We start from the raw sequence: 23,049 nt of genomic DNA, 5'->3' as shown, positions 1-23,049 counted from the left end.
AGTCGCGGGATGACACTAAAAAAAAGAACAAAAACATGAAACCACCAATAACAGACAAACAAAATTACAGCTTTGAAGTTCACTCAGCAACAATAAACGATGATTATCACTGGCTGCGTGATCCTAAGTGGCCAAATGTAGAAGATTCTAAAATTTTAGACTACTTAAAGACTGAGAATAAATATACCGAAAATTTCTTTGCCGATCTGCAAAAGGATAAGGAAAAGATTTTTGAAGAATTAAAAGGACGGGTCAAATTAGACGATGAGTCAGTTTATGTTAAGAAAAAAGATTATTACTATTACTATAGAGTAGAAGGCGATAAAAATTATCCGATATATTGCAGAAAGCATAATAGTATGGAAGCACATGAAGAGATAATATTAGATGTTAACCTTCTTGCTCCAAACGGCGGTTTTACCGATGTTGCCAAAGTCGCAATATCGCCTGATCAAAATTTAATGGCTTATAGCGTTAATTTTACAGGTAATGAGCAATATAATATCAAAATATACAATCTTAAAGAGCAAAAATACTTACCTGATAATGTAACGGATATAGCTCCTACTGTGATTTGGCATGAACAATTAAACGGCTTTTTCTATATTACTATTAATGAGAATCAACGCTGGGATAAGGTAATGTTTCACCGTCTAGGTGAAGATGTTACTCAGGATAAATTAATATTTAAGGTAAAAAACCCTCTTCATTTTATCAGCTGCGAGAAATCAGCAAGCAGTGAATATATTTTTATAAATTCAGGTGATTATAATGAAAATGAAATTTACGTAATTTCTATGCAGGATGTTAGTTTTACGCCTAAATTAGTACGAGCTGCAGAAAACAAAATATTCTATGAAATAGAACATAATGGCGATTATTTTTATATTAAAACTAATTATAAAGCTAAAAATTTCCATGTTATAAAACTGCCGGTAAATAATTTTGAAAATACTAGCTGGGATGATATTTATATTAAGGAAGAACAAGACAAATATTTAAAAAGCTTTGATGTTACAAATAATTATTTAATCTTAAATTATCGTGACCAAGGTTTACCGCTAATTAAAATAAAGCGACTTAAAGATTTACAAGAAAACACAACTCATTTTCCTGACGAAAGTTTCCAAGCAAGTAGCTTTTCTACAAACTTTGAGGAAGACGATATCAGAATAAATTACTCTTCTCTAACAAGACCAAATACCACTTATAGCTACGATTTTGATAGCAATAAATTAACGATATTAAAGAGCCAAGAAATACCTTCAGGCTTTAATCCGGAAGAGTATAAAGTCGAGAGAATATTCGCAGATGTAAAAGTACCTATAACCTTGTTTTATAAAAAATCTTTATTTAAAAAAGATGGCTCAAATCCTTTATATTTAATGGGATACGGAGCTTACGGGATTAGCATGCCTGTCAATTTTAGAAATACAGCAGTGACACTTGCCGATCGTGGCTTTATTTACGCAGTTGCTCATATTAGAGGTGGCGATGATCTAGGTCATGATTGGTATGAAGCTGCTAAGTTTTTAACCAAAAAAAGAACATTTGAAGACTTCATAGCCTGTAGTAGAGCTTTAATTAACGAGCAATATACAAGTAACAACAATATAGTAATAATGGGCGGTAGTGCCGGCGGTATGTTAATCGGTTACGTACTCAACGAAAAACCGGAAATCTATAGAGCAGCAATCGCTCATGTACCGTTTGTAGACGTACTGAGTACCATGCTTGACGAAAGCTTACCGTTAACTCTCTTGGAATATAATGAGTGGGGTAATCCGAAAGAGAAAGAATATTTTGAATATATTAAATCATATTCCCCTTATGATAACGTAAAAGCACAAAACTACCCTGCTCTATTCGTTACTTGCGGTATATCCGACCCACATGTAGGTTACTGGGAACCTGCTAAATGGGTAGCAAAATTACGAGAACTAAAAACGGACAATAATCCATTATTATTAAAAATAAATATGGATAAAGGACATAAAGGTTCTGCCGGTCGTTTTGATTATCTGAAAGAGATAGCCGACGAATTAGTATTTATTTTTAATATATTTAATGTGGGGGTTTAAAAGGTATATGTCATTCCTGCGTAGGCGGGAATGCATTGTTGCGTGGATCAAAAAAAAGCACACATTGTCATACCGTGGCTTGTCCCCGGTATCCAGTAAAACAACTAAAAATACTAATATAGACCCCGTGGACAAGTCACGGGGTGACAGTGGTGAAACCGATCCACACAAACAATGCCGTCCTCCTCCACGGTATGACAAAATAAATATAAAAAACCACATGCATAAAAATTATCTAGAACAATTACAAAAATTACCGATTACTTTAATTTTACTAATTAGCTTAATTTGCTGTATTGGTTTCATTGTGCTTTATTCTGCAGCGAATAGTAATTTGCAGCCTTGGGCTTACAAACAAATTATAAATTTTTGTATATTCTTGCCTTTAGCTATTATTATTGCATTAATTGATTTACGAATAATATTTAGGTTATCGTATATCTTTTATTTTTGCGTACTCGCTTTACTAGTAGCCGTGGAGCTTTTCGGCTCAACTGCCATGGGCGGTAAAAGATGGATCGATATCTGTATAGTTAAGCTTCAACCTTCCGAACCGATAAAAATCGCCGTTGTACTAATGCTTGCTAGATATTTCCATTCACTAACAATTGATGATCTTATAAAATTTCACAAAGTTATCATACCTATTATAGGAGTTTTAATACCGGCTTTTCTAATAATTAGAGAACCGGATTTAGGTACAGGAATGATTGTTTTAATTGTTTCGGCAATTATATTTTTTGCAGCAGGTTTTAGAATAAAATATTTTATAATGCTAGCTCTTGCTGCTCTTATTAGCCTCCCTATTGCTTGGAATATGATGTATGATTATCAAAAAAAACGGGTAATGGTTTTTTTAGATCCCGAACATGATCCGCTCGGTGCTAGCTATAATATTATTCAGTCTAAAATCGCTATAGGTTCAGGTAGCCTATTTGGACGGGGTTTAAATCAAGGCAGTCAAAGCCATTTAGATTTTCTTCCCGAACATCAAACAGACTTTATCTTTGCTACCTTCGCTGAAGAATTCGGCTTTATAGGAGGAATGTTTTTACTAATATTATATTTTGCACTTATAACTATTTCTTTATTAATTGCCGCAAATTGCCGAAAGATTTTTAGTAAATTAATGGTAATAGGTATCACTTCAATCTTATTTAGTCACGTATTTATTAATATAGCTATGGTTATGGGCTTGCTTCCCGTAGTAGGTGTACCTTTACCGTTTATTTCTTACGGCGGAACAATGATCGCATCCATGCTAATCGGCTTTGGGCTTGTGATGAATGCTCAGGTACACGGACATATTGCTTTAAACTAGGTTCAATTATATTTATAAAATTGATAATATAAATTAATAATAAGTTGCACTTCACTTTCTTATTTATCGTGTAAAGCGAAAATTCCTATTGACTTTTATATAAAACAGTATAGATTTCTTTACAATTTAACTGTTATTAAAGAATTTATGCTAGGCTATGCACAAGAACAAAGAAGTCTGACAAAACAACAGAAAGAATCAATTGCCTTGCTATCTATAGGTACTTTTCTTGAATATTTTGACTTTATGCTTTATGTACATATGGCTGTACTTCTTAACAAATTATTTTTTCCTCAATACGATTCTCTTGCTGCTGCTTCTGTCTTTTGTATAACATTTGTAGTTGTCCTATAGGTGCTTTAATATTTGGGTGGATAGGTGACAATATTGGACGTAAATCGACAGTGGTTATAACTACTCTTATGATGGCTTGCTCTTGTATAGTAATGGCACTATTACCTACTTATAATCAAATAGGAGTAGTAGCATCCTGTATAATGATAATTTGCCGTATAGTTCAAGGGATTTCTTCTATGGGGGAAATAACAGGAGCAGAAATTTATTTTACCGAAGCAATAAAGCCACCCTTACAATATGTCGTTGTATCAATATTAGCTTTTTTAGCCGCATTAGGAGGAGCATACGCATCAAGTTAAGCCATAATTGTTAATAATTTTAGTGTATTTAAGGAAGATAATCTGGTTTTACGATATTTATCTTTCAAAGAAAATCTCCCCCAATCTATAATTAATTTCTTAAGGAACTGCTTTAAATCATTAAGACGTCCAGTAATAGACAGGAATAATTCTCTTGACCTTTTCTGTAGTTCAATAAATGCTTTGGTTAAACTAATTTCTCTATCATTTGCTAATTCTACACAATTCGATAATCCATGAAAAATAAGCACACTACATAATTTACCATATAATTCACACAAAACTCTTGCAGGTTTACTTCTCCCTTTAAGATTTTCAATTTTTGCATGACTTTTATATAATTTAAATAATAATTCAATTTGCCATCTTGCTCGATAAATTATCATTATATGCTCAGCATTAACCATATCCTCTGATATATTAGTGATAAATATTGACCAATCTAGTAATCTCTGGTTTCTTGAAGAAGATTTATATTTATGAGACTTAGCTAATAAATTAGCCTTCCTTCTTCTACCAATAGCCTGTTCATCAGTCAATTTATGACATATAATCCGTAGCTTAACTTTTGCTTGTTTACCTAAAAGTACATCTTTTGATAAAAAGAATTTATTATCTAATAGGTTTAATAAATCAATTTTTTCCTCAGTGATAGGGTCATATATATTAGTATCTGCTTTATAACGACTAATAAAATATGCACCAAGTTCGATAATTTGAATAAATGAAGCTGGGACAAAATAACCTAAATCAGATATTAATAAGTCCTTAGTAGATATGTTTGATAAATGTTCTCTATATCCTTGATCAGCCCTTATACCTTATCCGCCATATTGGCAGGTAGAATAATATGGCTACTATCCAATAATTTAACGCTATTAAATTGCTGCAAAATGTTGCATGCTGCAAAATGTTGCAATCAAGCGGCATAGTATTTCTAAATAATTTCAAGCATTGTTCATACATTGACTGCATAAATTTTACTGCTACCTCAGTAAACCTAAAGTCTAAGCCTTGGGCAGAAATATCTATAGTTTCTTCACTTAAAAAGTTACGCATTCCATCAAGACTACAATTACTATCGCTCATATTACCAAACACTATAGCTTTTAGAAAAGCTGAACCAGTTATTTTTCGTTGTCTCTTAATAAATCCTGTTGTAATGGATAAATTATTGGCTGTCTCTCCAAAAAACTCTTGGCATAGTTTTGCTAAGTTTACTATTTTCCCCATAGGATAAATTCTCACAATTTAGTTGTTAATCTTGCAAAAATTTATACCATATATTAGCTTCTTTTTAATTCATAATTTACTACCGTAATACCAGTATAACCTACTTGCTTTTCTTAACTTGATGCGTATGATTAGGAGGAGTGGCAGCTTAGGCATCGCATCTTTTAGCACTATTGAAGGATTTAATTGGAGATATGCTTTTGGAATAGGTGCATTAATTGCCTTAGTAGAAGGAGTAGCACGTACTAAGCTTAGAGAAACCCCGGACTTTGTAGATACAAAACGCAGAGTAAAAAATATTTTAGAGGAATAAAAGATGGAAAGCTAATTAACAATAATTATATAGTAAAAGAAAAAGTTAACAAGAAAACTATCCTTGCTTTACTTTTAATAAATTGCGGTTGGCCAGTATGTTTTTATATTGCCTTTATACACTGTGGCGATATACTTCAAAATTCTTTTGGATATACTCCAGACCAAGTAATACATAATAATTTTTTGTAGGATTAATAGAAATGCTGGGGATTTTACCATTAATATATTTAGGGTATTATATTTCTCCATTATTTATCTTAAAAATTAGGTTAATAATATATTCCATATTTATTTTAGCATGTCCTTTTTTATAGTCCCTTTGGTGGTTAAAACCTCCATCTTCCAGATGGAAAAGCTTTAGCTTGCCATGTGCGCCATGATGCGTTAGCATCACAAGCACCATGAGTTCAATACGTCAGGAAATTACGTACTGTTTACTATAGTCGCTATTATACAGTGTGGTAGACATTGTGTGTGCAAGGAAGTTACTGTAGGTCTAATAGTGGTAATGTAACGATTATATGATTAATAGGCATATTGGTACACATGAGCCAGACATGATTTTGCACATACGGGTCGCATAAGCTTTAGCTTCATATGCGACTTCTAGTCGCTATAAAACAAACTTTCATCTTTCAGATGAAAGTGGTTGATTAAATAATATTAATACGCCTACAGGGATATTTTATTTTCAATATTTCGCTATGTTTTTTGTTCTAGACACACTCCAGCTAAATCAATTTTTTATCAATATATACCAATTCTTAAAAGGTTTACTTACACTTGTTTTACTATTGCGATGTCAAGAGCTATTACATACGTTATTACTTCTTTTGGGATTATTTATTTAATAAAGCATTTCAATAATTTTGGGTTACAAATTATTATGATTCCCGTAGCGTTAGGTACTTGGTTTGCTATACACCATTTTGAAATATTAGAAAAAACTAACTTAAAACATTAATAAATTCTTAATAATACATTTTACATAGTTTTGCGGTTTCTTGTGCTACGTATAAGATTAAAAATTCTTCTAAAGTTTCATCTATTATTTTTTTAGCTTTTTCAGGCGTTTTTACTTTTAAAGTTTGAATATTATGAAATCTATCAAACAACTTAATAATTAGTAATTTTTTCTCTAGGTTATAATACAATAATTTTAACATTTCTGCTGAAGTTATTTTCTTATGCGGTTTAATTCTAGTTAAAGCTTCTACCTGTCTTGCTATTTCTAGGTCAAAAATTATTGCAATAGTCTCTTTAGTAAGGCTAGTATCTTCTATAGTATCATGTAACAAACTGGTAATAATAATATCAGTAGTGAAAAATTTTGCTTCTTGATAAGCTGTAAACTCCGCTACCATAAATCGCCACCTCAATCGGGTGCGAATAATACAGATCGCCTGATTAACGCATTTGTGAACCATGATATTTACGAGCGTAGTAGATGCCTTTTTTAACTTCCTCTATATCAACGGTTTTTTTTACTTTAGTGTTTAAATATTCGAGTTTATCAAGTAGTTTCTTAGCGTAAACACATACTTCAAACTTTTCTTTCCAAGAGCTTAAATCTTTCATAAAAGTTATTTCTTAATTTATTATTAATTAGTTAGTTGATTATAATTACAGTAAAAATTAAAAAATTGCAATAACAAATAGCTTTTTAACTTTAAATATATTGATAACTTTTGGTTACATTATATTTAAACAACTTCATTCTGTTTTATTAGTTGCTTTAGCTTCTTGTTCCTGCTGTAATTTATACTCTGCTGCTTTTTCTTTTACGTAATTTAAAAAGAAATAAGTAAAAGTTAAAAAGCTAGTAAAAATAATAGCAAATGTTATTAATATTAATTTAAGCTCTTTCCTTGCGTTTTCAGCTTTTAATCTCTTTTCTTCCTCTTCATCAATATAAGATTCAGAGGTTAAAATTTCTTCTTCTTTATTTTCCATATTTTAACTCTTTTAAATTAACTTATATATGAATGATAGAGCTTAATTATCACCTGAGAGAAGTAATTAAAATAAGTCAATAACTATAATTGTTGATTGTAATAATTATATATTTAATAAATCCTCTTTCCCTAAAATACTATACGTTCTATTTGACGACGTTTAACGAGCCTTTCTAGTTTTTTAACATAGAACAAATAAGCTCGATTCATTAGCAGATGGGATTATAACCAGAGAAGAGTTTGTACGTAAGAAAACATAATGAAAAAACATCAAAGTAAAGTAATGCTAGAAATAGCGGAGCATAATAAAGGTGATGATTGTTTTACGAAAAAAATGATAGATGTACTAAATTTAGTTGCCAATGCACATCAATATTTTAATTTGTCGAATGCCAAGGAAAAAGACGTTTAATAAAAACTGTGTTTTCGACAATTAAATTAACAGGCAAAAAGCTTGACTTTATGCTGCATCTGCCGTTTGATTCATTCGTAAATTTGTCGAAAACCGAGTAATGGCTCCCCGGGCCGGACTCGAACCAGCGACCGAACGGTTAACAGCCGTTTGCTCTACCACTGAGCTACCGAGGAACATTAGAAGCATCTGGAAAATTCAGATACTTCCTTATAACAAATCTTTATTATAACGTCTAGCGTTTTCTTTATATAAAATAAAAAAAGTTTTATTCATCACCTATTTTTAAAGCTGCAATAAACACAGATTGCGGAATTTCGATATTACCGTACTGTCTCATTCTCTTTTTACCTGCTTTTTGCTTCTCAAGTAATTTACGTTTACGGCTTATATCACCGCCGTAACATTTAGATAAAACATCTTTACGTAGGGCTTTAATAGTCTCACGAGCAATAATACGGCTACCTATACTTGCTTGAATTGCTATATCAATCTGCTGTCTCGGTATTAAATCCTTTAACCTTACGCATAATGCCCTACCCCTCTGCTCGGCACGTGAGCGGTGTACGATTGTGGATAGTGCATCAACCACCTCTGCGTTAACCAAAATCCCAAGCTTAACAAGCTCGGAAGGTTCATAAACATCCATTTGCCATTCAAAACTTGCATAACCTTTAGAGCAACTTTTTAAACGATCGTAAAAATCGTAAACTATCTCATTTAGTGGTAATTTATAAACTATTTTAGCCCTATTTGCTATATAGCTATGATCGAGCTGCATCCCTCTCTTTTCCGTACAAAGCGATAATACCGCACCTAAAAACTCATCAGGTACCATTATAGTTGCCTTAATCCACGGCTCTTCCATCGATTCGATTTTTTGTAAATCAGGCAAATCTGCCGGGTTATGTATCTCTAAGCTCTCACCGTCCCGCATATGAATTTTATACACCACGCTTGGAGCGGTAGTGATTAAATCTAAATCGAATTCCCTACTTAAACGTTCTTGGATTATCTCTAAATGTAACAGCCCTAAAAAGCCGCATCTAAAACCTACTCCGAGTGCCGAAGAGCTTTCCATTTCATACTCAAAACTAGCATCATTAAGGCGTAATTTAGCTAGTGAATCCTTTAGATGCTCAAATTCCGAGCTATCCGTTGGATAAAGACCACAAAACACTACGGGTAAGTTTGGTTTAAAACCCGGTAGAGCTTGCTCACAAGGCTTTTTTTCATCAGTGATAGTATCCCCGACTTTACAATCCGCTACTTGCTTTATAGAAGCAGTAAAGAAGCCGATTTCGCCTGCATGCAGAACATCCGAAATATGTTTTTTCGGAGTAAAATAGCCAACATTTTCGACGGTATAAACCGAGTTAGTAGCCATCATTTTAATCCGCATATTCTTACGTAAGTAGCCATCAATAACACGTACTAAAATAACCACCCCAAGATAAGGGTCATACCAACTATCAACAAGCAAAGCTTTTAAAATATCACTGTTACTTTCTTTCGGCGGAGGTAATTTATTTACTATTGCTTCTAAAACTAAATCAATACCTATACCGCTTTTTGCCGAAATCAATACAGCCTCACTTGCATCGATCCCGATTATATCCTCTATTTGCTGCTTAACCTGTTCAGGTTCTGACGCCGGCAGATCAATCTTATTAAGCACCGGTACTATTTCATGATCATTCTCGATTGCTTGGTAAACATTGGCAAGCGTTTGTGCTTCTACTCCTTGCGTACTATCAACTACCAATAACGAGCCTTCACAAGCAGCAAGTGACCTACTAACTTCATAAGCAAAATCGACATGCCCGGGAGTGTCCATTAGATTCAAATAGTAGGTGTTACCGTCTTTAGCCTTATATACAAGCCGCACGGTTTGTGCCTTAATAGTTATACCTCTCTCTTTTTCGATATCCATCGAGTCTAGCACTTGCTGGCTCATTTCCCTAACTTGCAAGCCACCGCAATGCTCAATTAACCTATCGGCTAACGTAGATTTACCGTGATCGATATGAGCGATTATTGAGAAGTTCCTTATATATTTTTGATTATCCATAATTATTGTGATATAATTTGTATTTTGTCATCCCCGTCATTGCAAGACTTTGTTGCGTGGATCGAAAAACGCATTCGGTATCATACCGTGGCTTGACCACGGGATCCAAAAAACAATAAAAAATATTAAAATATTTAGTATTTTAATCTGGATCCCGCAATTAAGTCGCGGGATGACAGCGGTGGAATTGATCCACGCAACAATGCCTCATTGCGAGGAGAGGAGAAGCCTCGACGTGGCAATCTCATGAAATAATAACAAACTCCTGAGATTGCTTCATCAAAACTTATAGTTTTTCCTCGCAATGACGGCTACAATCACGATAATATATAACAAAATCGAAATTTATAACAGGAAAAATAATGCGAGCTGAAATAGAAAATTATGTAAAAAAAATTGAGCAGTCTTTAGAACTACTTTGGAGGTCACTTTGACGTTGAAGCATCAACTGAAAGACTGAAAGAACTAAAAGAATTAGCAGCCGACCCGAGTTTATGGAATGATCAAGCCAATGCTCAAAAATTACTGCGAGAAAAAAGTAATCTAGAAGAAAAACTAAATGCTTTTAATAAACTCAAATCTAACTTAAAAGATGCTTTAGAACTTGAAGAAATGGCTGAAGCCGAAAACGATTTAGAAACACTTTCACAAATTGAACAGGACTTAAAAAATTTAAGCATCATTGCTGCCAAATTTGAAACGGAATGTTTGTTTTCAGGTGAAGCAGACGGCAATAATTGCTTTTTAGAGATTAATGCCGGAGCCGGAGGAACTGAAAGCCATGACTGGGCGTCTATTATGATGCGTATGTATTTGCGTTTTGCCGAAAGACTCGGCTTTAAAACCGAGATAATCAATATGATTAACGGCGAAGAAGCAGGCATTAAATCATGCACGATTAGGATAATAGGCAAGCGGGCTTACGGCTGGTTTAAGACCGAAGCGGGCGTTCATAGATTAGTGCGTATTTCTCCGTTTAATGCGGCAGGTAAAAGAATGACCAGCTTTGCAAGTAGCTGGGTATATCCCGAAATTGATGATAATATAGCAATTACTATTGAGGATAAAGACTTAAGAATCGATACTTTTAGAGCATCCGGAGCAGGCGGACAGCACGTTAATACTACCGATTCTGCGGTACGTATCACCCATATACCGACCGGTACGGTAACACAATGCCAAAGCGATAGATCACAGCATAAAAATAAAGCTCAAGCTATGAAAATGCTTCAAGCAAAACTCTATGAGCTTGAAATGCAGAAACGCACAGACAGCGTTAACGAGCAGAATGCCACTAAAACCGATAATAGCTGGGGGCATCAAATTAGATCATATATTTTACAGCCTTATCAGATGGTGAAAGATTTACGTACCGATTATGAAACTTCTGATACTAAAGGAGTGCTTGACGGTGACCTTGAAGAATTTGTTTCCGCAAGCTTATCTATAAATGCGGGTGGTAAAAAATAAATTATTTTGTCATTCATGCGAGGCATTGTTGCATGGACCGGAAAACGCCCTCGGTGTCATCCCGTGGCTTGACCACGGGATCCAAAAAATAACTAAAAATACTAATAATATTAGTATTTTTAACTGGATCCCGCAATCAAGTCGCGGGATGACAGCCGTACATGAAAAACTATAAAAACTTTACTGCTGCTATTTCTATATTTATTATAGTTATGGCCTTGGTTCTAGGATTTCAGAGTTATCAAAAATTTACTCAAGATAAACATTTTGAGCAGATAATAACCGATCTAAATAATCTAGAGTTTGATCCTGCTAATGAAAAAATCCGCAAAAATTTTATCTCAGAAATACAAAATATTTATGCAACCGAAAATCCTGAAATAGATAAAAATATAAAATATGTGTGGGTTTTATCTGCAAGACATTCTTATACAAAAATACCGATTAATTCTGATACTCAAAATATAGGGGCTGCAGATAAAGAGGACGGATATAATAGGATGAGGCTTGGCATAGAGATTGCAAGAGAAGTTGCAGCTAAAAAACTTGATAAGCAAATATCTAGCCTAACATATGAAGAACTGAAAAAATACAGACCGATGATTTTGTTTAACGGCGGAGCATATGATAATAGCTTACTAAAAGAAGCCCTTGATAAAAATATTATTACCGATTATCCAAAAGAAAGTTTCTATATTTTCACGTTACCGGAAAACCAAACCAATACCGGCAGACAATTTAAAACTTTATATAAAGAACATCAAAACAGTAATATTGATTTAAATAACGCCGAAATTGCAATTGTTACTCATGCTTATCACTTCCCTCGTGTTAATCGATATTTTGATAACAAACCGAATTTTGACTTCTTCTTTATTCATAACACTAAACCTATAATTTTCTTAGTCGATCGAAAATTTGAAACCATGGGAGTAGATAATGAACTAAAGCAGGAGCTAATAAAATTACCTAACTATATAGAGAAAGGTTTTATCTCAAAGAAATAAAATAAGTATATTTTTTAGTTTAAAATTCAAGCCTAATATATTCCCTAAGTAAATGAAAATACGTATATGAAGATCAACTTTAAAAAGAGCAAGGAATCCACAAGACGAGGAACGGAGCATATATTTAATATGTGAGTACTGCAGTACTTGTAGGATGACGTAGCCAATTTTTAAAGTTCATCGAGTATACTTCCATAATTTGCTAAAAGTATGTTGACCAAAATAAAAGCTAATAATCCCTGCAAAAATAGTTTGATCTTCTATACTCCATAATATATCTAGATACTCCACTAGCAGGGCAGAGCTTTTTAATGATTTATAGCTAGACCATAGTAAATAGGTACATACTATGCTAATATATATGTTATAAATGATAATAAATAAATTATGGCAAGCAGTTACAGTTACGATTTAAGAATGAAACTATTCAAAGCTCTAGATGATGGGCTCTCAATTGTTAAAGCATGTAAAATATTCAATATAGGTCGTAACACTATATATAGATGGAAAACTCTTAAATGGGAAACAGGAGATATAAAAGCAAAACCTTATGGTCCAGCAAAGGGTTATAATGCAAAAATAAATCTCAAAGAATTTGAAGAATTAATTATCAATAATCATGATAAAACAGCTAAAGAATTAAGTATTATACTAGGTAATAGATTACAAAGAACTAGAATAAATTACTATAGAAAACTACTAGGGTACACTTATAAAAAAAAGTCATCTTCATCCCAGAAGGGATATTGGTTTAAGGAATGAATTTATAGAAAAGATACAGCAAATTTCTAAAGAAACTCTAGTATTCATTGATGAGTCAGGAATAGAAGATAATGCTTGTAGAGAATATGGATGGAGTATAAAAGGTACTAGATGTTATGGAAACAAAGTGTATCAACATAAATCCAGGATCAGTATGATAGCGGGGCTTCGTAATAATCAAATTATAGCGCCAGTAATATTTGAAGGAAATTGTAATAAAGAAATATTTACAACCTATGTAGAGACTATATTAACTAAAGAATTACATCCTGGACAAACAGTAATTATGGATAATATCAACTTCCATAAGAATAATATAATAAGAGAATTAATCGAGTCGGTTGGGTGCAGAATTTTATTCTTACCTACATATAGCCCAGACTTAAATCCTATAGAACATTATTGGTTTAAGATTAAGAACGAAATAAGAAAAGTTACGGGGCAATTCAAAGATATCAGTATGGCTGTAGAACACGTACTAAAGTTTATTTAACTGTACCTATTTACTATGGTCTAGCTATATATTGAACATATTTAACTCCTCCATACATTGCAAAAAAAGCTATAAGCAAGTACCGGCCTTACCGAGCCGTTTAAAGCATCGACCCAACTAACCACCTGATTTATAAGTGGAGTAAAGAGAATATTGCTCTGCCATTTCTTGTGATATGGTAAGCTCTGTAAAAGTCTTGGATTGATTGAGTTTGTTATTGGCAATTTGACGATCTAAAATATTTATCTCGTGTTTTTTGTCGTTAATATCTTTGTATATTTTTAAAACCTCAGGAATGATAGAGCTAATAAAGCCTGTAATCACTGCAAATAAAGTAATCATAAATACCTATCTATATAAATTTTAGGATAAGTATAGCAGAGATAAGTCATTATGAGAGGGACGTTGTTGCATGGATACCCAAGTTATCATTGCGAGCAGACCTTGTTGCGTGGATCAGTTTTTCCAGTGTCATCATCCCGCGACTTGATCGCGGGATCCAGCTTAAAATACTAAAATTTTAGTATTTTAAGTTGTTTTTCTGGATACTGTGGTCAAGCCACGGTATGACACCGAACGCGTTTTTAGATCCACGCAACAATACCTTGCGAGCAGTCGTAGACTGTGCGGCAATCTCATGAAATAATAAATTATAAACTCCTGAGATTGCTTCGTCGAAACTTACAGTTTCTTCTCGCAATGACGATTTTCGAATTACTTTAAATTAGACCAAATGCGGTTTTTTGCAATATAGAAAAAGATAGTAAACACTACCAAAAACATCATAACTTTAAGACCCATAGATTTACGATGTTCCATTTCCGGCTCAGCTGCCCATTGCAGGAATACCGCAACATCAGCGACAATCTGCTCTACGCTTGCGTTAGTACCGTCCATATAGGTTACCTGCCCGTCTGTAAGCGGCGGCGGCATTGCTATTTGCTCGCCAGGGAAATACGGATTATAATGAGCCCCTTGCATTAGCTTAAAATCTGCCGGTGGTTCGGTATAGCCGGTAAGCAGCGAATATATATAATTAGCTCCGTCATGACGCGCTTTTATTATTAAAGATAGATCAGGAGGATGTGCTCCGTTATTAGCTGCCCTTGCTGCTTGTTCATTAGGGTAAGGAGGTACAAAACGATCGGAGGGAAGAGCGGGACGGTCAAACATCTCACCGTCATCATTAGGTCCGTCTTTTACCGTATAGCCTTTGGCGATTTCTTTTATCTCGTCATCCGAAAAGCCGATATCTTTAAGATTACGGTAATATAAATTGTTTAAACCGTGGCAGACACTACAAACTTCTTTATAGACCTGAAAACCTCTTTGTGCTGCTTCACGATTAACTGTGCCAAATATGCCGTCAAACGACCATTTCATCTTTTTCGGATGTAATGCTTCTTCGTTGGCTAAACTTAAGCACGAAGTTAGTAGTATGATGATAGAGATAAGTAGTTTAGTTTTCATAAATTTTTTTGAATCGTCATTGCGAGGAAAAATTGAAAATTTTGACGAAACAATCTCAGGAGTTTATTATTATTTTATAAGATTGTCGTGTCGAGATTTTGTCTTTCCTTGCAATGATGTTTTTATTACAGAATAATTTCATTATATAAATCATCCCAATTTATATTTGTTTGTTCTATTAATTTAATTTTTTTGTCTCTTGAACCGGCTTTAATTTGTTTTTCTCTATTTATTGCTGAATTCATAGTTTGATGAATCTCATAAAATACTAAAATTTTGCAATTATACTTTTTACTAAACCCCTTAATTGTATCATTTTTGTGTTGGTATATTCTTTTTATTAAATTAGAAGTAACACCAGTATAGAGTATACCATTTTTCTCGTTAGTTACTATATATACTATTGGTTGCTTCATAAATTTGTATAATACAAAAAACGTCATTGCGAGCAGCCATAGGCTGCGTGGCAATCTCATGAAATAATAACAAACTCCTGAGATTGCTTCGTCAATTGCTATGCAATTTCCTCGCAATGACATATCTCTTCGCAATGACTTAACTCTTACAACTCCTCCGGTAGCGGCAGCGGTTTTTCATATTTACCGATCAACGGCAGAGCTACTAAGAAATGGAAGAAGTAGTAACAAGCAGCAAAGCGGCTAATGGTAATATACGGATCTTCCACCGGTTGTCCGCCTAAATAACCAAGCAATAAACAATCTGCCATAAATATCCAAAAAGCAATTCGGTATATCGGTCTATAATTACTACTTCTAACTTTTGAAGTATCAAGCCAAGGTAGTAAGAATAACACGAATATACTTCCGAACATTAATAGCACCCCACCGAGCTTAGAAGGTACGGCTCTAAGGATCGCATAAAACGGCAGAAAATACCATTCAGGTACGATATGAGCAGGCGTAACTAACGGATTTGCCGGAATGTAATTATCAGGATGTCCTAAATAATTAGGTTCGTAAAAAATAAAATAGGCAAATATTATGAAATAAACTCCGAAACCGACAAAATCCTTTACGGTATAATAAGGGTGGAAAGGAATAGTATCTTTAGGACTTTTAACGTCGATACCTTTCGGATTATTTGAACCATGCTGATGTAAGGCTACTAAATGCAGCATCACAAGAGCGACAATAATAAACGGCAATAAATAATGCAGCGAGAAGAACCTATTTAATGTCGGATTATCAACGGAAAAACCACCCCATAACCACGTAACTATAGATCCCCCTATTAGCGGAATAGCCGAGAATAAATTAGTAATTACCGTAGCACCCCAGTAGCTCATCTGCCCCCAAGGAAGCACGTAACCCATAAACGCAGTAGCCATCATGGTTAGAAAAATGATAATACCGATATGCCAAAGCAGTTCTCTCGGTGCTTTATAAGAACCGTAATACAGTCCCCGTGCTATGTGCAAATAAACGGCAGCAAAAAACATCGATGCACCTACCGCATGAGTATAACGCAGTAACCAACCGTAATTCACGTTACGCATGATTCGCTCAACACTATCAAAAGCATGATCAACATGCGGTGTATAGTGCATAGCAAGCACCACGCCGGTAATTATCTGAATTACCAACGCAATACCGGCAATAGAGCCTAAATTCCACAAATAGCTAAGATTTTTTGGAGTCTGATAATGGCTAAAATACTTTAGGAAAGAGAAAATCGGTAGACGATAATCTATCCACTCAATAATAGAGTTCTTCCCAAATTCTACTTCTAGAGGTAATTTGTGCGTCAATCCGGTACTCACACCATTAATCGGTTTTTCAGTTGTTTTTTTGGATACCGTGGTCAAGCCACGGTATGACATTGAGGGCTTTTTAGGGGTAATATCTTCATTCATAAATAACTACCCAATTCTAATTTTTTTGTCGCTAATAAAGGTATAAGGCGGTACTGCTAAATTTAAAGGAGCAGGACCTCTTCTAACTCTACCTGAAGAATCATATTGTGAGCCATGGCACGGACAGAACCATCCATCATATTCACCTTGATTAGCAAGCGGCACACAACCTAAATGCGTGCAGATTCCGATAGTCACCAACCAATTATCATGCCCTACTTTCACACGTGCTTCATCAGTCTCAGGATCAATAAGTTCCGACATTTTTACGGCTCTTGCTTCAGCTATTTTATCAGGAGTACGGTTAGTGATAAAAACCGGTTTACCTTGCCATTTAACCGTAACTGTTTGACCTACCGCAATATTTGATAAATCAACCTCAATTGATGATAAAGCTAGCACGTCTGCAGAAGGGTTTAAAGAATCAATGAGAGGCCAAAGAGTACATGCTGCCCCAACCGCTGCAACACTACTAGCCGTTAGAACCATAAAATCACGACGTGTAGTTTGTTTGTTTTTATTATCTTCAGTATCCGACATATAATATTAAAGTGACATAAATTAACGATTATTATTACTACCGCTTGGGGTATTATTAAGATTATTTGGATTTTCTAGTTCTTCATAAGGATTTATTATAGGACGTTCAGCGTCTGCAACACTATCTGCTTGTTTTGGCGTAAGCTTATTTATTTCATCTTCTAACACTTTTGCTCCTGTCCCTTCTTCATGCTTATATCCTCCAGGATTACTTAAGCAATTCCAAAAACTAACTAAATGATTCCAATTAGGAGCGAGTTTTGTAGTACAATTTTGAGCAACTGCTTTAGTTGTATATAATATCTCGACTGTAGTTTCAGTAAAATAATCTATAAACCCAATTTTTTTTAAGCCCAATACTGTATAATATAAAGTAATTAAGGAAGCAACTGCTATAATTAAATACCATTTAGCGATAATAGACCACAGAAAAAATCCCATAGGATTTGCTGCAATTAACCTTCGTAAAGCCTGCCACATATATTTTTCTCAAAAAAATTATTAATAACATTCATCTTATTTTATATCACTACATTAGTAAAAATAAAGCAAAATCACGTAATATTACAAATATTTTTAATTAAATAGGAACTCAAGAAGAATGAAATCGGTAAAAATACTAAATTAATTCCTATCATAATAAAAATTAATTGTAAGTTATTATCTTGTAATATTAAACCTGTCATTATAATATTCGGAATTAATAACGGCATAATAAACGTACCGACAAAATTAGCATTCTTCTTAAAATAACATTGCACGCTACCAGATAAAACTACTAAACTACTTGATAAAACTAATATCATCCATACACTAATGAAGAAAAATACTATCTCAAGCAAAGTTTGATCAAAAAAAACATAAATAATGGGTAAAACAAAAACCAGCCCCACCGTACTACTGATAAATATAGCAAAAAATTTAGCCAATATAATTTTTTCATGACTAACAATTGATAATAATAACTCTAAGCTTCCGTCTTCCAAATCAGATTTAAATATAACCGAAGAAAAACCGATTAATGAAATTAATAAACAAATTACCGAAAAAATTAAACCGAATTTGTTAATATCCCTTTCACTATTAATTAAAACAGTACTAATTATGCAAAATAAAAAAAATATAACTATATATTTAATTATATTATTAATGCGATTCTGCACTATAAATTCACGCTTAATTAATACAAATAGGTTATTCATAATTATTAAATACGTTGTAAATTAAGTACATAATAGCTGCGACAGTCAAACCTATACCAATTTCAACAATAACTATAGCAATATGCTGAGCAAGTAGCTTATCATTGATAAAATTTGTTAGTGAATAATAATTTAAATAATTATCATTAAAAAATAGTGATATTGTTCCTACAATTGCATATATTGCTACACCTAAAACAGCAATACAAATTAGCACACTAGGAGGAAAATACCGGCTTAATTTTCGATTACCGTAAACTAAATCATAAGCAATAAGGCTAGATGCAAATATAACACCTGCTTGAAACCCACCACCCGGCGAAGACTCACCGTTAAGCTGAATATATATACTATATAAAATTATATAAGGTATTATAAAACTAGTGATATATTTTATTATTGGATTTGTCATCCCGTGGCTTGACCACGGGATCTTGTATCGCCTGCTGTGTCCTGAGATACCGTGGTCAAGCCACGGTATGACACCCTCCTTTGAAAATACCAATAATACAGCAATTCCTGCAATTAAAATTACGCTAGTTTCACCTAAAGTATCATATCCACGATAACTTGCAAGAATAGCCGCAACAAAAGAAGGTACACCTATATCTCTAGAGGTATTTTCGATATAATATTTACTTGAATGCATATGAATAGGAGCATTATCATCACCGTAATTCGGTAATTCTAGCCCCATATAAGCAAGAGTTACTACAAACAATAAACATATTAAACTTGCTGGAATAATATTAGTTCTCTCAATATTCTTTAAATCCGAAGGTAATTTACGCAACAAATTCAAATATACGCATGTTGATAAGCAAGCTCCAAGTGCTGCTTCGGTCATTGCGACATCAGGAGCATCCATAATAAGATAAGATACACCGATTAATAAGCTAAATACAGAGGAAGCAATAACTGCATTTAGTAAATCTTTAGCAAAAATTATTTTTATGGATATTAAAATTAATAAAAAAGCAATTAAGTTAAGTAGGTAATTGCCGAGATCAAAATTTAAAGCTGTATTTACTGTCATATGGTTGTTAAAATTTAACGTCATTGCGAGGAGAAACGTAGTTTCGACGTGGCAATCTTATCAAGCATCCTGAGATTGCTTCGTCAATTACTTCGTAATTTTCCTCGCAATGACGGTACTATAAGCTCTAATTTTCATAAATAAAGATGCTTTACCAAGTGCATGAGTTGCTACCGGATTTAGTAGAAAAATCAATAAAGCCGCTAAAATTAATTTAATAGAGTTAACAATATTTGCTTCAATGCACGCAAAACCTATTAAGCAAATAGGCACTCCAAAACTCTCAATAACACTTGCAGCATGTAATTTAGTATAAAAATCAGGAAATCTAAAAAACCCGATTATCCCTGAAAATATAACAAATAATCCAATAATTACTAATAATATTCCGATATAGTATAATGTCATTGTTTTTATTTCTTTGTTATTTCATTATGCACTTCTATGTCATTCCCGCGAGGCATTGTTGCGTGGATCAAAAAACGTACTCGGTGTCATACCGTGGCTTGACCCACGGTATGACAATAATTCGTTCACTCACCCTGAGCCAAGCTATAACCTGCCACACCATCAAACTCAAATAAATTCTCTACTTTGATAAAGTCGATATTTGCTTTGCTTAAAGCTTCAAGCAATCTTGTTATATCTAAATGCTTTATTTCCATGCCGTCTTTATTCATAAAACGACAACACCAATGATCGGAAACAGTTTCAAATCTTGCATCACGAGGCCATAATTTTAGCCCTTTGGAAGATATAGTTTTTAGCTCAAAATTACCAAGATCAAGCTTATTAACTTTATCTGCTATATCGTGAGCGGAAGATACATCCATATTCACAAAAATATCCGTACCAACCAATTTCTTAACTTCTTTGGTATCAATCTTATACTCTATATTATTTTCTTGTTTCTCTGCAATTAATGGATAATCTGCTTTAGGTAGTTTTGTCGGTATCTGTCCTAATCTTTTTGTTACTTCTTCGGCAAATTCTTTGGTACCGACTTTTTTACTAGAACTCTGCTCGTTATATATATCCGTCGTGTGAATCCCATCCTCTATAGTTTTTTTCCAAGCATTTTCGATTAATGTAGCGATATCACCCTGCCCTATATGTACTAGCATCATTATAGCAGCATTTAAAAGCCCTGACGGATTAGCAATATCTTTGCCTGCAATATCGGGAGCACTTCCATGTACCGCTTCAAACATAGCATAATGCTGCCCGATATTTGCAGAACCTGCAAGCCCTACCGAGCCTGAAATTTCAGATGCTACATCAGAGATAATATCGCCGTATAAATTAGAAGTCACGATAACGTCAAATATTTCCGGGTTGGTAGCAAGCCTTGCCGTACCGATATCGATAATATAATGCTCATTATTAATTTGCGGATATTCTTTTGCAATCTCATTAAATACTTTATGAAAAACCCCATCGGAAAATTTCATAATATTATCTTTGCTTAAACACGTGACTTTTTTACGGTTATTTTTTACCGCATATTCAAAAGCATATCTAATAATTTTTTCACAACCGGTACGACTAATTAACTTAACCGACTCATACATATTATACGTTTGACGGTATTCTATACCTGCGTATAAATCTTCTTCATTTTCACGTATAATAGTTAGGTTTAGATTTGGATGTAGTGTTTTAGTAAAAGGATGAAACGAAACAGAAGGACGAATATTAGCAAAAAGCTGTAATGTTTTACGAATCGTGACGTTTAAACTTTTATATCCTCCACCTTGCGGAGTAGTAATCGGAGCCTTAAGTATAATACCGGTACGTTGTATTGATTCCCAACTTTCCTCGCTTATGCCTGAAGTATAATGCTTCTTGTAAAGTTTTTCACCTACTTCAATGGTTTCTAAACGAATACGAGCTTCGGCTTTACATAATATATAAAGCACTGCCTCCATTATTTCAGACCCTATACCGTCCCCGTATGCAATTGTAATCGGTGTAAATTCTGCCATATTAAATACTCTCGTTAAATAATAGCACTGCTCGTGTGGATACCACCACATCATTGCGAGCAGCCGTTAGGCTGCGTGGCAATCTCGTCAAATATCCTGAGATTGCTTCGTCAATTACTTCGTAATTTTCCTCGCAATGACGTTAAACTAAACCATACAACAACGCCATTAATAGTTTATAGTTACTTCTTTTAACCTTTCATTCAACATAAAAGTCACTTCGGAAGTTATATTCAAATTATTTTTGGCATATAAGACTTGAGCACTTGGAATTACCAAATTAAGGTTATATTTCTCAGCAAGTTCACTAATTATTGTAATAGTTGTTTCATGTACTCTACTCATAGCCTCAGCGTGGGCTTGTTCAAGCTTTGTTTTCTTAATCTGAATTTCTTTTCTAACGTGGCTAACTTTTGCATTAAATTCGTTTACTTTATGCTCAAATTCGGTTTCACTTAAATTAGAACGCTCATTTAGCAGCTTCTCTTCCAGCGGTTTAAATTTTGCTTCTTTTGCAGCAATATCCTCTTGAATTTTATGATTAAGCTTTTCGATTTTATTACGCAAATCTTTTATAGCTATCGAACCTTCCAATATAGATTGTACATCAGCAACAGCTACTCTAACTTTAAAATTATCTTCTTTAATCGGCACGTTTTGTGCCTCCGTGATCATTGAGAAATTTATTATGAATATGCATAAACATAATATTCGGTATATCATCCTTGATCCTATAATCTAGACTTAAGTGTTATATTTAAGGATGTCATTCCCGCCTACGCGGGGATGACATTGGAGCAACACCCCTATTAATCTAAGAATAAATAACATCAGGTGATTTGTCTATAATTAAAAACTTAACCTTTACCTAACATTGGCACATCCCCGCCTCCCCATGGTGTATATTCACTATCCAAATAATCCTCCCTTGAAATTGGATCAAACGGAATAGCTGTTATTGCTCCAGGACTTAAACAGGTATTCTCTTCATCACTCAGCGGTTCAGTAGCAGGTTCTTCTAGTTCAACATAAATTTCATGCTGTTCATTAAATTCATATAAAAAATTAAAAGCTTTATGAATATGCTCAGTTCCCTTGTTCTTAACCAAAACTGCTGTAATACCATAGTCTTTTGCAGCATTGACATGTTTAATATCATCATCCATG

22 protein-coding genes, 1 tRNA gene and 5 pseudogenes are annotated in these 23,049 nt (G+C 33.8%); 11 read left to right on the top strand and 17 right to left on the bottom strand.

The window, feature by feature from the left end; translation table 11 throughout:
• The first annotated feature begins 35 nt into the window (after positions 1-35).
• From REIP_RS05725 to REIP_RS13710, 4 genes are all read left to right on the top strand, one after another.
• The gene (locus REIP_RS05725; RefSeq protein ID WP_045804041.1) at positions 36-2,081 is read left to right on the top strand and encodes a S9 family peptidase; all 2,046 of its coding nucleotides are present in this window, start codon (positions 36-38) and stop codon (positions 2,079-2,081) included.
• Positions 2,082-2,301: 220 nt separating this feature from the next.
• Complete coding sequence (rodA, locus tag REIP_RS05720) at positions 2,302-3,402, top strand: rod shape-determining protein RodA (protein WP_045804040.1); 1,101 nt, start codon at positions 2,302-2,304, stop codon at positions 3,400-3,402.
• Between the two features lie 147 nt (positions 3,403-3,549).
• Positions 3,550-3,756, top strand: a complete 207-nt coding sequence (locus REIP_RS13715) for a hypothetical protein (RefSeq protein WP_045804039.1) — start codon at positions 3,550-3,552, stop codon at positions 3,754-3,756.
• On the top strand, positions 3,729-4,058 hold the full coding sequence (locus REIP_RS13710) for an MFS transporter (protein ID WP_410525692.1): 330 nt from the start codon (positions 3,729-3,731) through the stop codon (positions 4,056-4,058). The genes REIP_RS13715 and REIP_RS13710 overlap by 28 nt, the downstream gene beginning before the upstream one ends.
• Here the strand turns inward: REIP_RS13710 and REIP_RS05705 are convergent.
• A pseudogene (locus REIP_RS05705) lies at positions 4,055-5,291 on the bottom strand (IS4 family transposase). The gene REIP_RS13710 and the pseudogene REIP_RS05705 sit on opposite strands and share 4 nt — an antisense overlap.
• A gap of 127 nt (positions 5,292-5,418) precedes the next feature.
• Here REIP_RS05705 and REIP_RS08550 point away from each other — a divergent pair.
• Positions 5,419-5,604, top strand: coding sequence for a hypothetical protein (locus REIP_RS08550; RefSeq protein WP_052691102.1), 186 nt, complete (start codon positions 5,419-5,421; stop codon positions 5,602-5,604).
• 973 nt (positions 5,605-6,577) lie between these two features.
• On the opposite strand, the pseudogene REIP_RS09795 reads toward REIP_RS08550, so the two are convergent.
• Positions 6,578-7,184 (bottom strand): annotated as a pseudogene (locus REIP_RS09795) (HD domain-containing protein).
• A 135-nt stretch (positions 7,185-7,319) separates the two neighbouring features.
• Positions 7,320-7,559 (bottom strand): hypothetical protein, encoded by a 240-nt coding sequence (locus tag REIP_RS05680; RefSeq protein ID WP_045804034.1) that lies wholly within the window; start codon positions 7,557-7,559, stop codon positions 7,320-7,322.
• Between the two features lie 261 nt (positions 7,560-7,820).
• Here REIP_RS05680 and REIP_RS12630 point away from each other — a divergent pair, with 261 nt between their 5' ends.
• On the top strand, positions 7,821-7,973 hold the full coding sequence (locus tag REIP_RS12630; RefSeq protein ID WP_231569261.1) for a hypothetical protein: 153 nt from the start codon (positions 7,821-7,823) through the stop codon (positions 7,971-7,973).
• A 101-nt stretch (positions 7,974-8,074) separates the two neighbouring features.
• Here REIP_RS12630 and REIP_RS05670 read toward each other — a convergent pair.
• A tRNA-Asn gene (locus REIP_RS05670) sits at positions 8,075-8,149 on the bottom strand.
• Between the two features lie 92 nt (positions 8,150-8,241).
• Positions 8,242-10,044: a translation elongation factor 4 gene (lepA, locus tag REIP_RS05665; RefSeq protein ID WP_045804033.1), complete on the bottom strand. Its 1,803-nt coding sequence runs from the start codon at positions 10,042-10,044 to the stop codon at positions 8,242-8,244.
• 52 nt (positions 10,045-10,096) lie between these two features.
• On the opposite strand from lepA, the gene REIP_RS12620 reads away from it, so the two are divergent.
• The 5 genes and pseudogenes from REIP_RS12620 to REIP_RS09765 all read left to right on the top strand — a co-directional run bounded on the left by REIP_RS12620 (position 10,097) and on the right by REIP_RS09765 (position 13,776).
• A complete protein-coding gene (locus REIP_RS12620; RefSeq protein ID WP_231569354.1) occupies positions 10,097-10,294 on the top strand; it encodes a hypothetical protein in 198 nt (65 codons plus the stop codon).
• A 112-nt stretch (positions 10,295-10,406) separates the two neighbouring features.
• Positions 10,407-11,514 (top strand): peptide chain release factor 2 gene (prfB, locus tag REIP_RS05660; RefSeq protein WP_156147434.1). Its coding sequence is split into 2 segments (ribosomal slippage): positions 10,407-10,475 and positions 10,477-11,514, totalling 1,107 coding nucleotides; the frame shifts between segments, so codons are not numbered across the junction.
• A pseudogene (locus REIP_RS13705) lies at positions 11,495-11,674 on the top strand (hypothetical protein); the annotation flags it as partial. The gene prfB and the pseudogene REIP_RS13705, both read left to right, overlap by 20 nt.
• Before the next feature lie 439 nt (positions 11,675-12,113).
• Positions 12,114-12,297, top strand: a pseudogene (locus REIP_RS13475) (hypothetical protein).
• A gap of 611 nt (positions 12,298-12,908) precedes the next feature.
• Positions 12,909-13,776, top strand: a protein-coding gene (locus tag REIP_RS09765; RefSeq protein ID WP_156147374.1) for an IS630 family transposase whose coding sequence is annotated in 2 segments (ribosomal slippage) — positions 12,909-13,235 and positions 13,237-13,776 — 867 coding nt in all. Because the reading frame shifts where the segments join, the coding sequence is not laid out codon by codon here.
• A 28-nt stretch (positions 13,777-13,804) separates the two neighbouring features.
• Here the strand turns inward: REIP_RS09765 and REIP_RS05635 are convergent.
• The 12 genes and pseudogenes from REIP_RS05635 to REIP_RS05585 all read right to left on the bottom strand — a co-directional run.
• Positions 13,805-14,118 (bottom strand): annotated as a pseudogene (locus REIP_RS05635) (hypothetical protein); the annotation flags it as partial.
• A gap of 178 nt (positions 14,119-14,296) precedes the next feature.
• On the bottom strand, positions 14,297-14,476 hold the full coding sequence (locus REIP_RS09760) for a hypothetical protein (RefSeq protein WP_082068253.1): 180 nt from the start codon (positions 14,474-14,476) through the stop codon (positions 14,297-14,299).
• Between the two features lie 14 nt (positions 14,477-14,490).
• A complete protein-coding gene (locus REIP_RS05630; RefSeq protein ID WP_045804029.1) occupies positions 14,491-15,246 on the bottom strand; it encodes a cytochrome c1 in 756 nt (251 codons plus the stop codon).
• 125 nt (positions 15,247-15,371) lie between these two features.
• Entirely contained in the window at positions 15,372-15,662 is a 291-nt protein-coding gene (locus tag REIP_RS05625; RefSeq protein WP_045804354.1) for a GIY-YIG nuclease family protein, read from the bottom strand.
• A 146-nt stretch (positions 15,663-15,808) separates the two neighbouring features.
• Entirely contained in the window at positions 15,809-17,119 is a 1,311-nt protein-coding gene (locus REIP_RS05620) for a cytochrome b N-terminal domain-containing protein (protein WP_231569258.1), read from the bottom strand.
• Positions 17,120-17,125: 6 nt separating this feature from the next.
• Positions 17,126-17,659 (bottom strand): ubiquinol-cytochrome c reductase iron-sulfur subunit, encoded by a 534-nt coding sequence (gene petA, locus REIP_RS05615; RefSeq protein ID WP_023507693.1) that lies wholly within the window; start codon positions 17,657-17,659, stop codon positions 17,126-17,128.
• Between the two features lie 21 nt (positions 17,660-17,680).
• A complete protein-coding gene (locus tag REIP_RS05610; protein ID WP_045804028.1) occupies positions 17,681-18,139 on the bottom strand; it encodes a DUF2670 domain-containing protein in 459 nt (152 codons plus the stop codon).
• A 74-nt stretch (positions 18,140-18,213) separates the two neighbouring features.
• Positions 18,214-18,861 carry a heme exporter protein CcmB gene (locus tag REIP_RS05605; protein WP_045804027.1) on the bottom strand — a complete coding sequence of 216 codons (648 nt, stop codon included), beginning with the start codon at positions 18,859-18,861 and terminating at the stop codon, positions 18,214-18,216.
• Complete coding sequence (locus REIP_RS05600) at positions 18,854-19,921, bottom strand: DUF4040 domain-containing protein (protein WP_045804026.1); 1,068 nt, start codon at positions 19,919-19,921, stop codon at positions 18,854-18,856. The genes REIP_RS05605 and REIP_RS05600 overlap by 8 nt, the downstream gene beginning before the upstream one ends.
• Positions 19,922-19,984: 63 nt before the next feature.
• A complete protein-coding gene (locus tag REIP_RS05595) occupies positions 19,985-20,305 on the bottom strand; it encodes a Na+/H+ antiporter subunit G (RefSeq protein ID WP_008580279.1) in 321 nt (106 codons plus the stop codon).
• 125 nt (positions 20,306-20,430) lie between these two features.
• On the bottom strand, positions 20,431-21,882 hold the full coding sequence (locus REIP_RS05590; RefSeq protein ID WP_045804352.1) for an NADP-dependent isocitrate dehydrogenase: 1,452 nt from the start codon (positions 21,880-21,882) through the stop codon (positions 20,431-20,433).
• 168 nt (positions 21,883-22,050) lie between these two features.
• Complete coding sequence (locus REIP_RS05585) at positions 22,051-22,605, bottom strand: OmpH family outer membrane protein (RefSeq protein ID WP_045804025.1); 555 nt, start codon at positions 22,603-22,605, stop codon at positions 22,051-22,053.
• Positions 22,606-23,049 lie beyond the last annotated feature (444 nt).

Origin of the sequence: Rickettsia endosymbiont of Ixodes pacificus (assembly GCF_000965155.1) — a bacterium.
Lineage (GTDB): Bacteria > Pseudomonadota > Alphaproteobacteria > Rickettsiales > Rickettsiaceae > Rickettsia > Rickettsia tamurae.
The sequence above is the reverse complement of the archived record's forward strand: the minus strand, read 5'-3'. Positions and strand labels throughout refer to the sequence as shown.

What these genes read in the sequence shown, in the direction of transcription:
- REIP_RS05725 (WP_045804041.1), top strand. Translation starts at nt 36, where the DNA reads ATGAAACCACCAATAACAGACAAACAAAATTACAGCTTTGAAGTTCAC.
- rodA (WP_045804040.1), top strand. Translation starts at nt 2,302, where the DNA reads ATGCATAAAAATTATCTAGAACAATTACAAAAATTACCGATTACTTTA.
- REIP_RS13715 (WP_045804039.1), top strand. Translation starts at nt 3,550, where the DNA reads ATGCTAGGCTATGCACAAGAACAAAGAAGTCTGACAAAACAACAGAAA.
- REIP_RS08550 (WP_052691102.1), top strand. Translation starts at nt 5,419, where the DNA reads ATGATTAGGAGGAGTGGCAGCTTAGGCATCGCATCTTTTAGCACTATT.
- REIP_RS05680 (WP_045804034.1), bottom strand. Translation starts at nt 7,559, where the DNA reads ATGGAAAATAAAGAAGAAGAAATTTTAACCTCTGAATCTTATATTGAT.
- REIP_RS12630 (WP_231569261.1), top strand. Translation starts at nt 7,821, where the DNA reads ATGAAAAAACATCAAAGTAAAGTAATGCTAGAAATAGCGGAGCATAAT.
- lepA (WP_045804033.1), bottom strand. Translation starts at nt 10,044, where the DNA reads ATGGATAATCAAAAATATATAAGGAACTTCTCAATAATCGCTCATATC.
- REIP_RS05630 (WP_045804029.1), bottom strand. Translation starts at nt 15,246, where the DNA reads ATGAAAACTAAACTACTTATCTCTATCATCATACTACTAACTTCGTGC.
- REIP_RS05625 (WP_045804354.1), bottom strand. Translation starts at nt 15,662, where the DNA reads ATGAAGCAACCAATAGTATATATAGTAACTAACGAGAAAAATGGTATA.
- REIP_RS05620 (WP_231569258.1), bottom strand. Translation starts at nt 17,119, where the DNA reads ATGAATGAAGATATTACCCCTAAAAAGCCCTCAATGTCATACCGTGGC.
- petA (WP_023507693.1), bottom strand. Translation starts at nt 17,659, where the DNA reads ATGTCGGATACTGAAGATAATAAAAACAAACAAACTACACGTCGTGAT.
- REIP_RS05610 (WP_045804028.1), bottom strand. Translation starts at nt 18,139, where the DNA reads ATGTGGCAGGCTTTACGAAGGTTAATTGCAGCAAATCCTATGGGATTT.
- REIP_RS05605 (WP_045804027.1), bottom strand. Translation starts at nt 18,861, where the DNA reads ATGAATAACCTATTTGTATTAATTAAGCGTGAATTTATAGTGCAGAAT.
- REIP_RS05600 (WP_045804026.1), bottom strand. Translation starts at nt 19,921, where the DNA reads ATGACGTTAAATTTTAACAACCATATGACAGTAAATACAGCTTTAAAT.
- REIP_RS05595 (WP_008580279.1), bottom strand. Translation starts at nt 20,305, where the DNA reads ATGACATTATACTATATCGGAATATTATTAGTAATTATTGGATTATTT.
- REIP_RS05590 (WP_045804352.1), bottom strand. Translation starts at nt 21,882, where the DNA reads ATGGCAGAATTTACACCGATTACAATTGCATACGGGGACGGTATAGGG.
- REIP_RS05585 (WP_045804025.1), bottom strand. Translation starts at nt 22,605, where the DNA reads ATGATATACCGAATATTATGTTTATGCATATTCATAATAAATTTCTCA.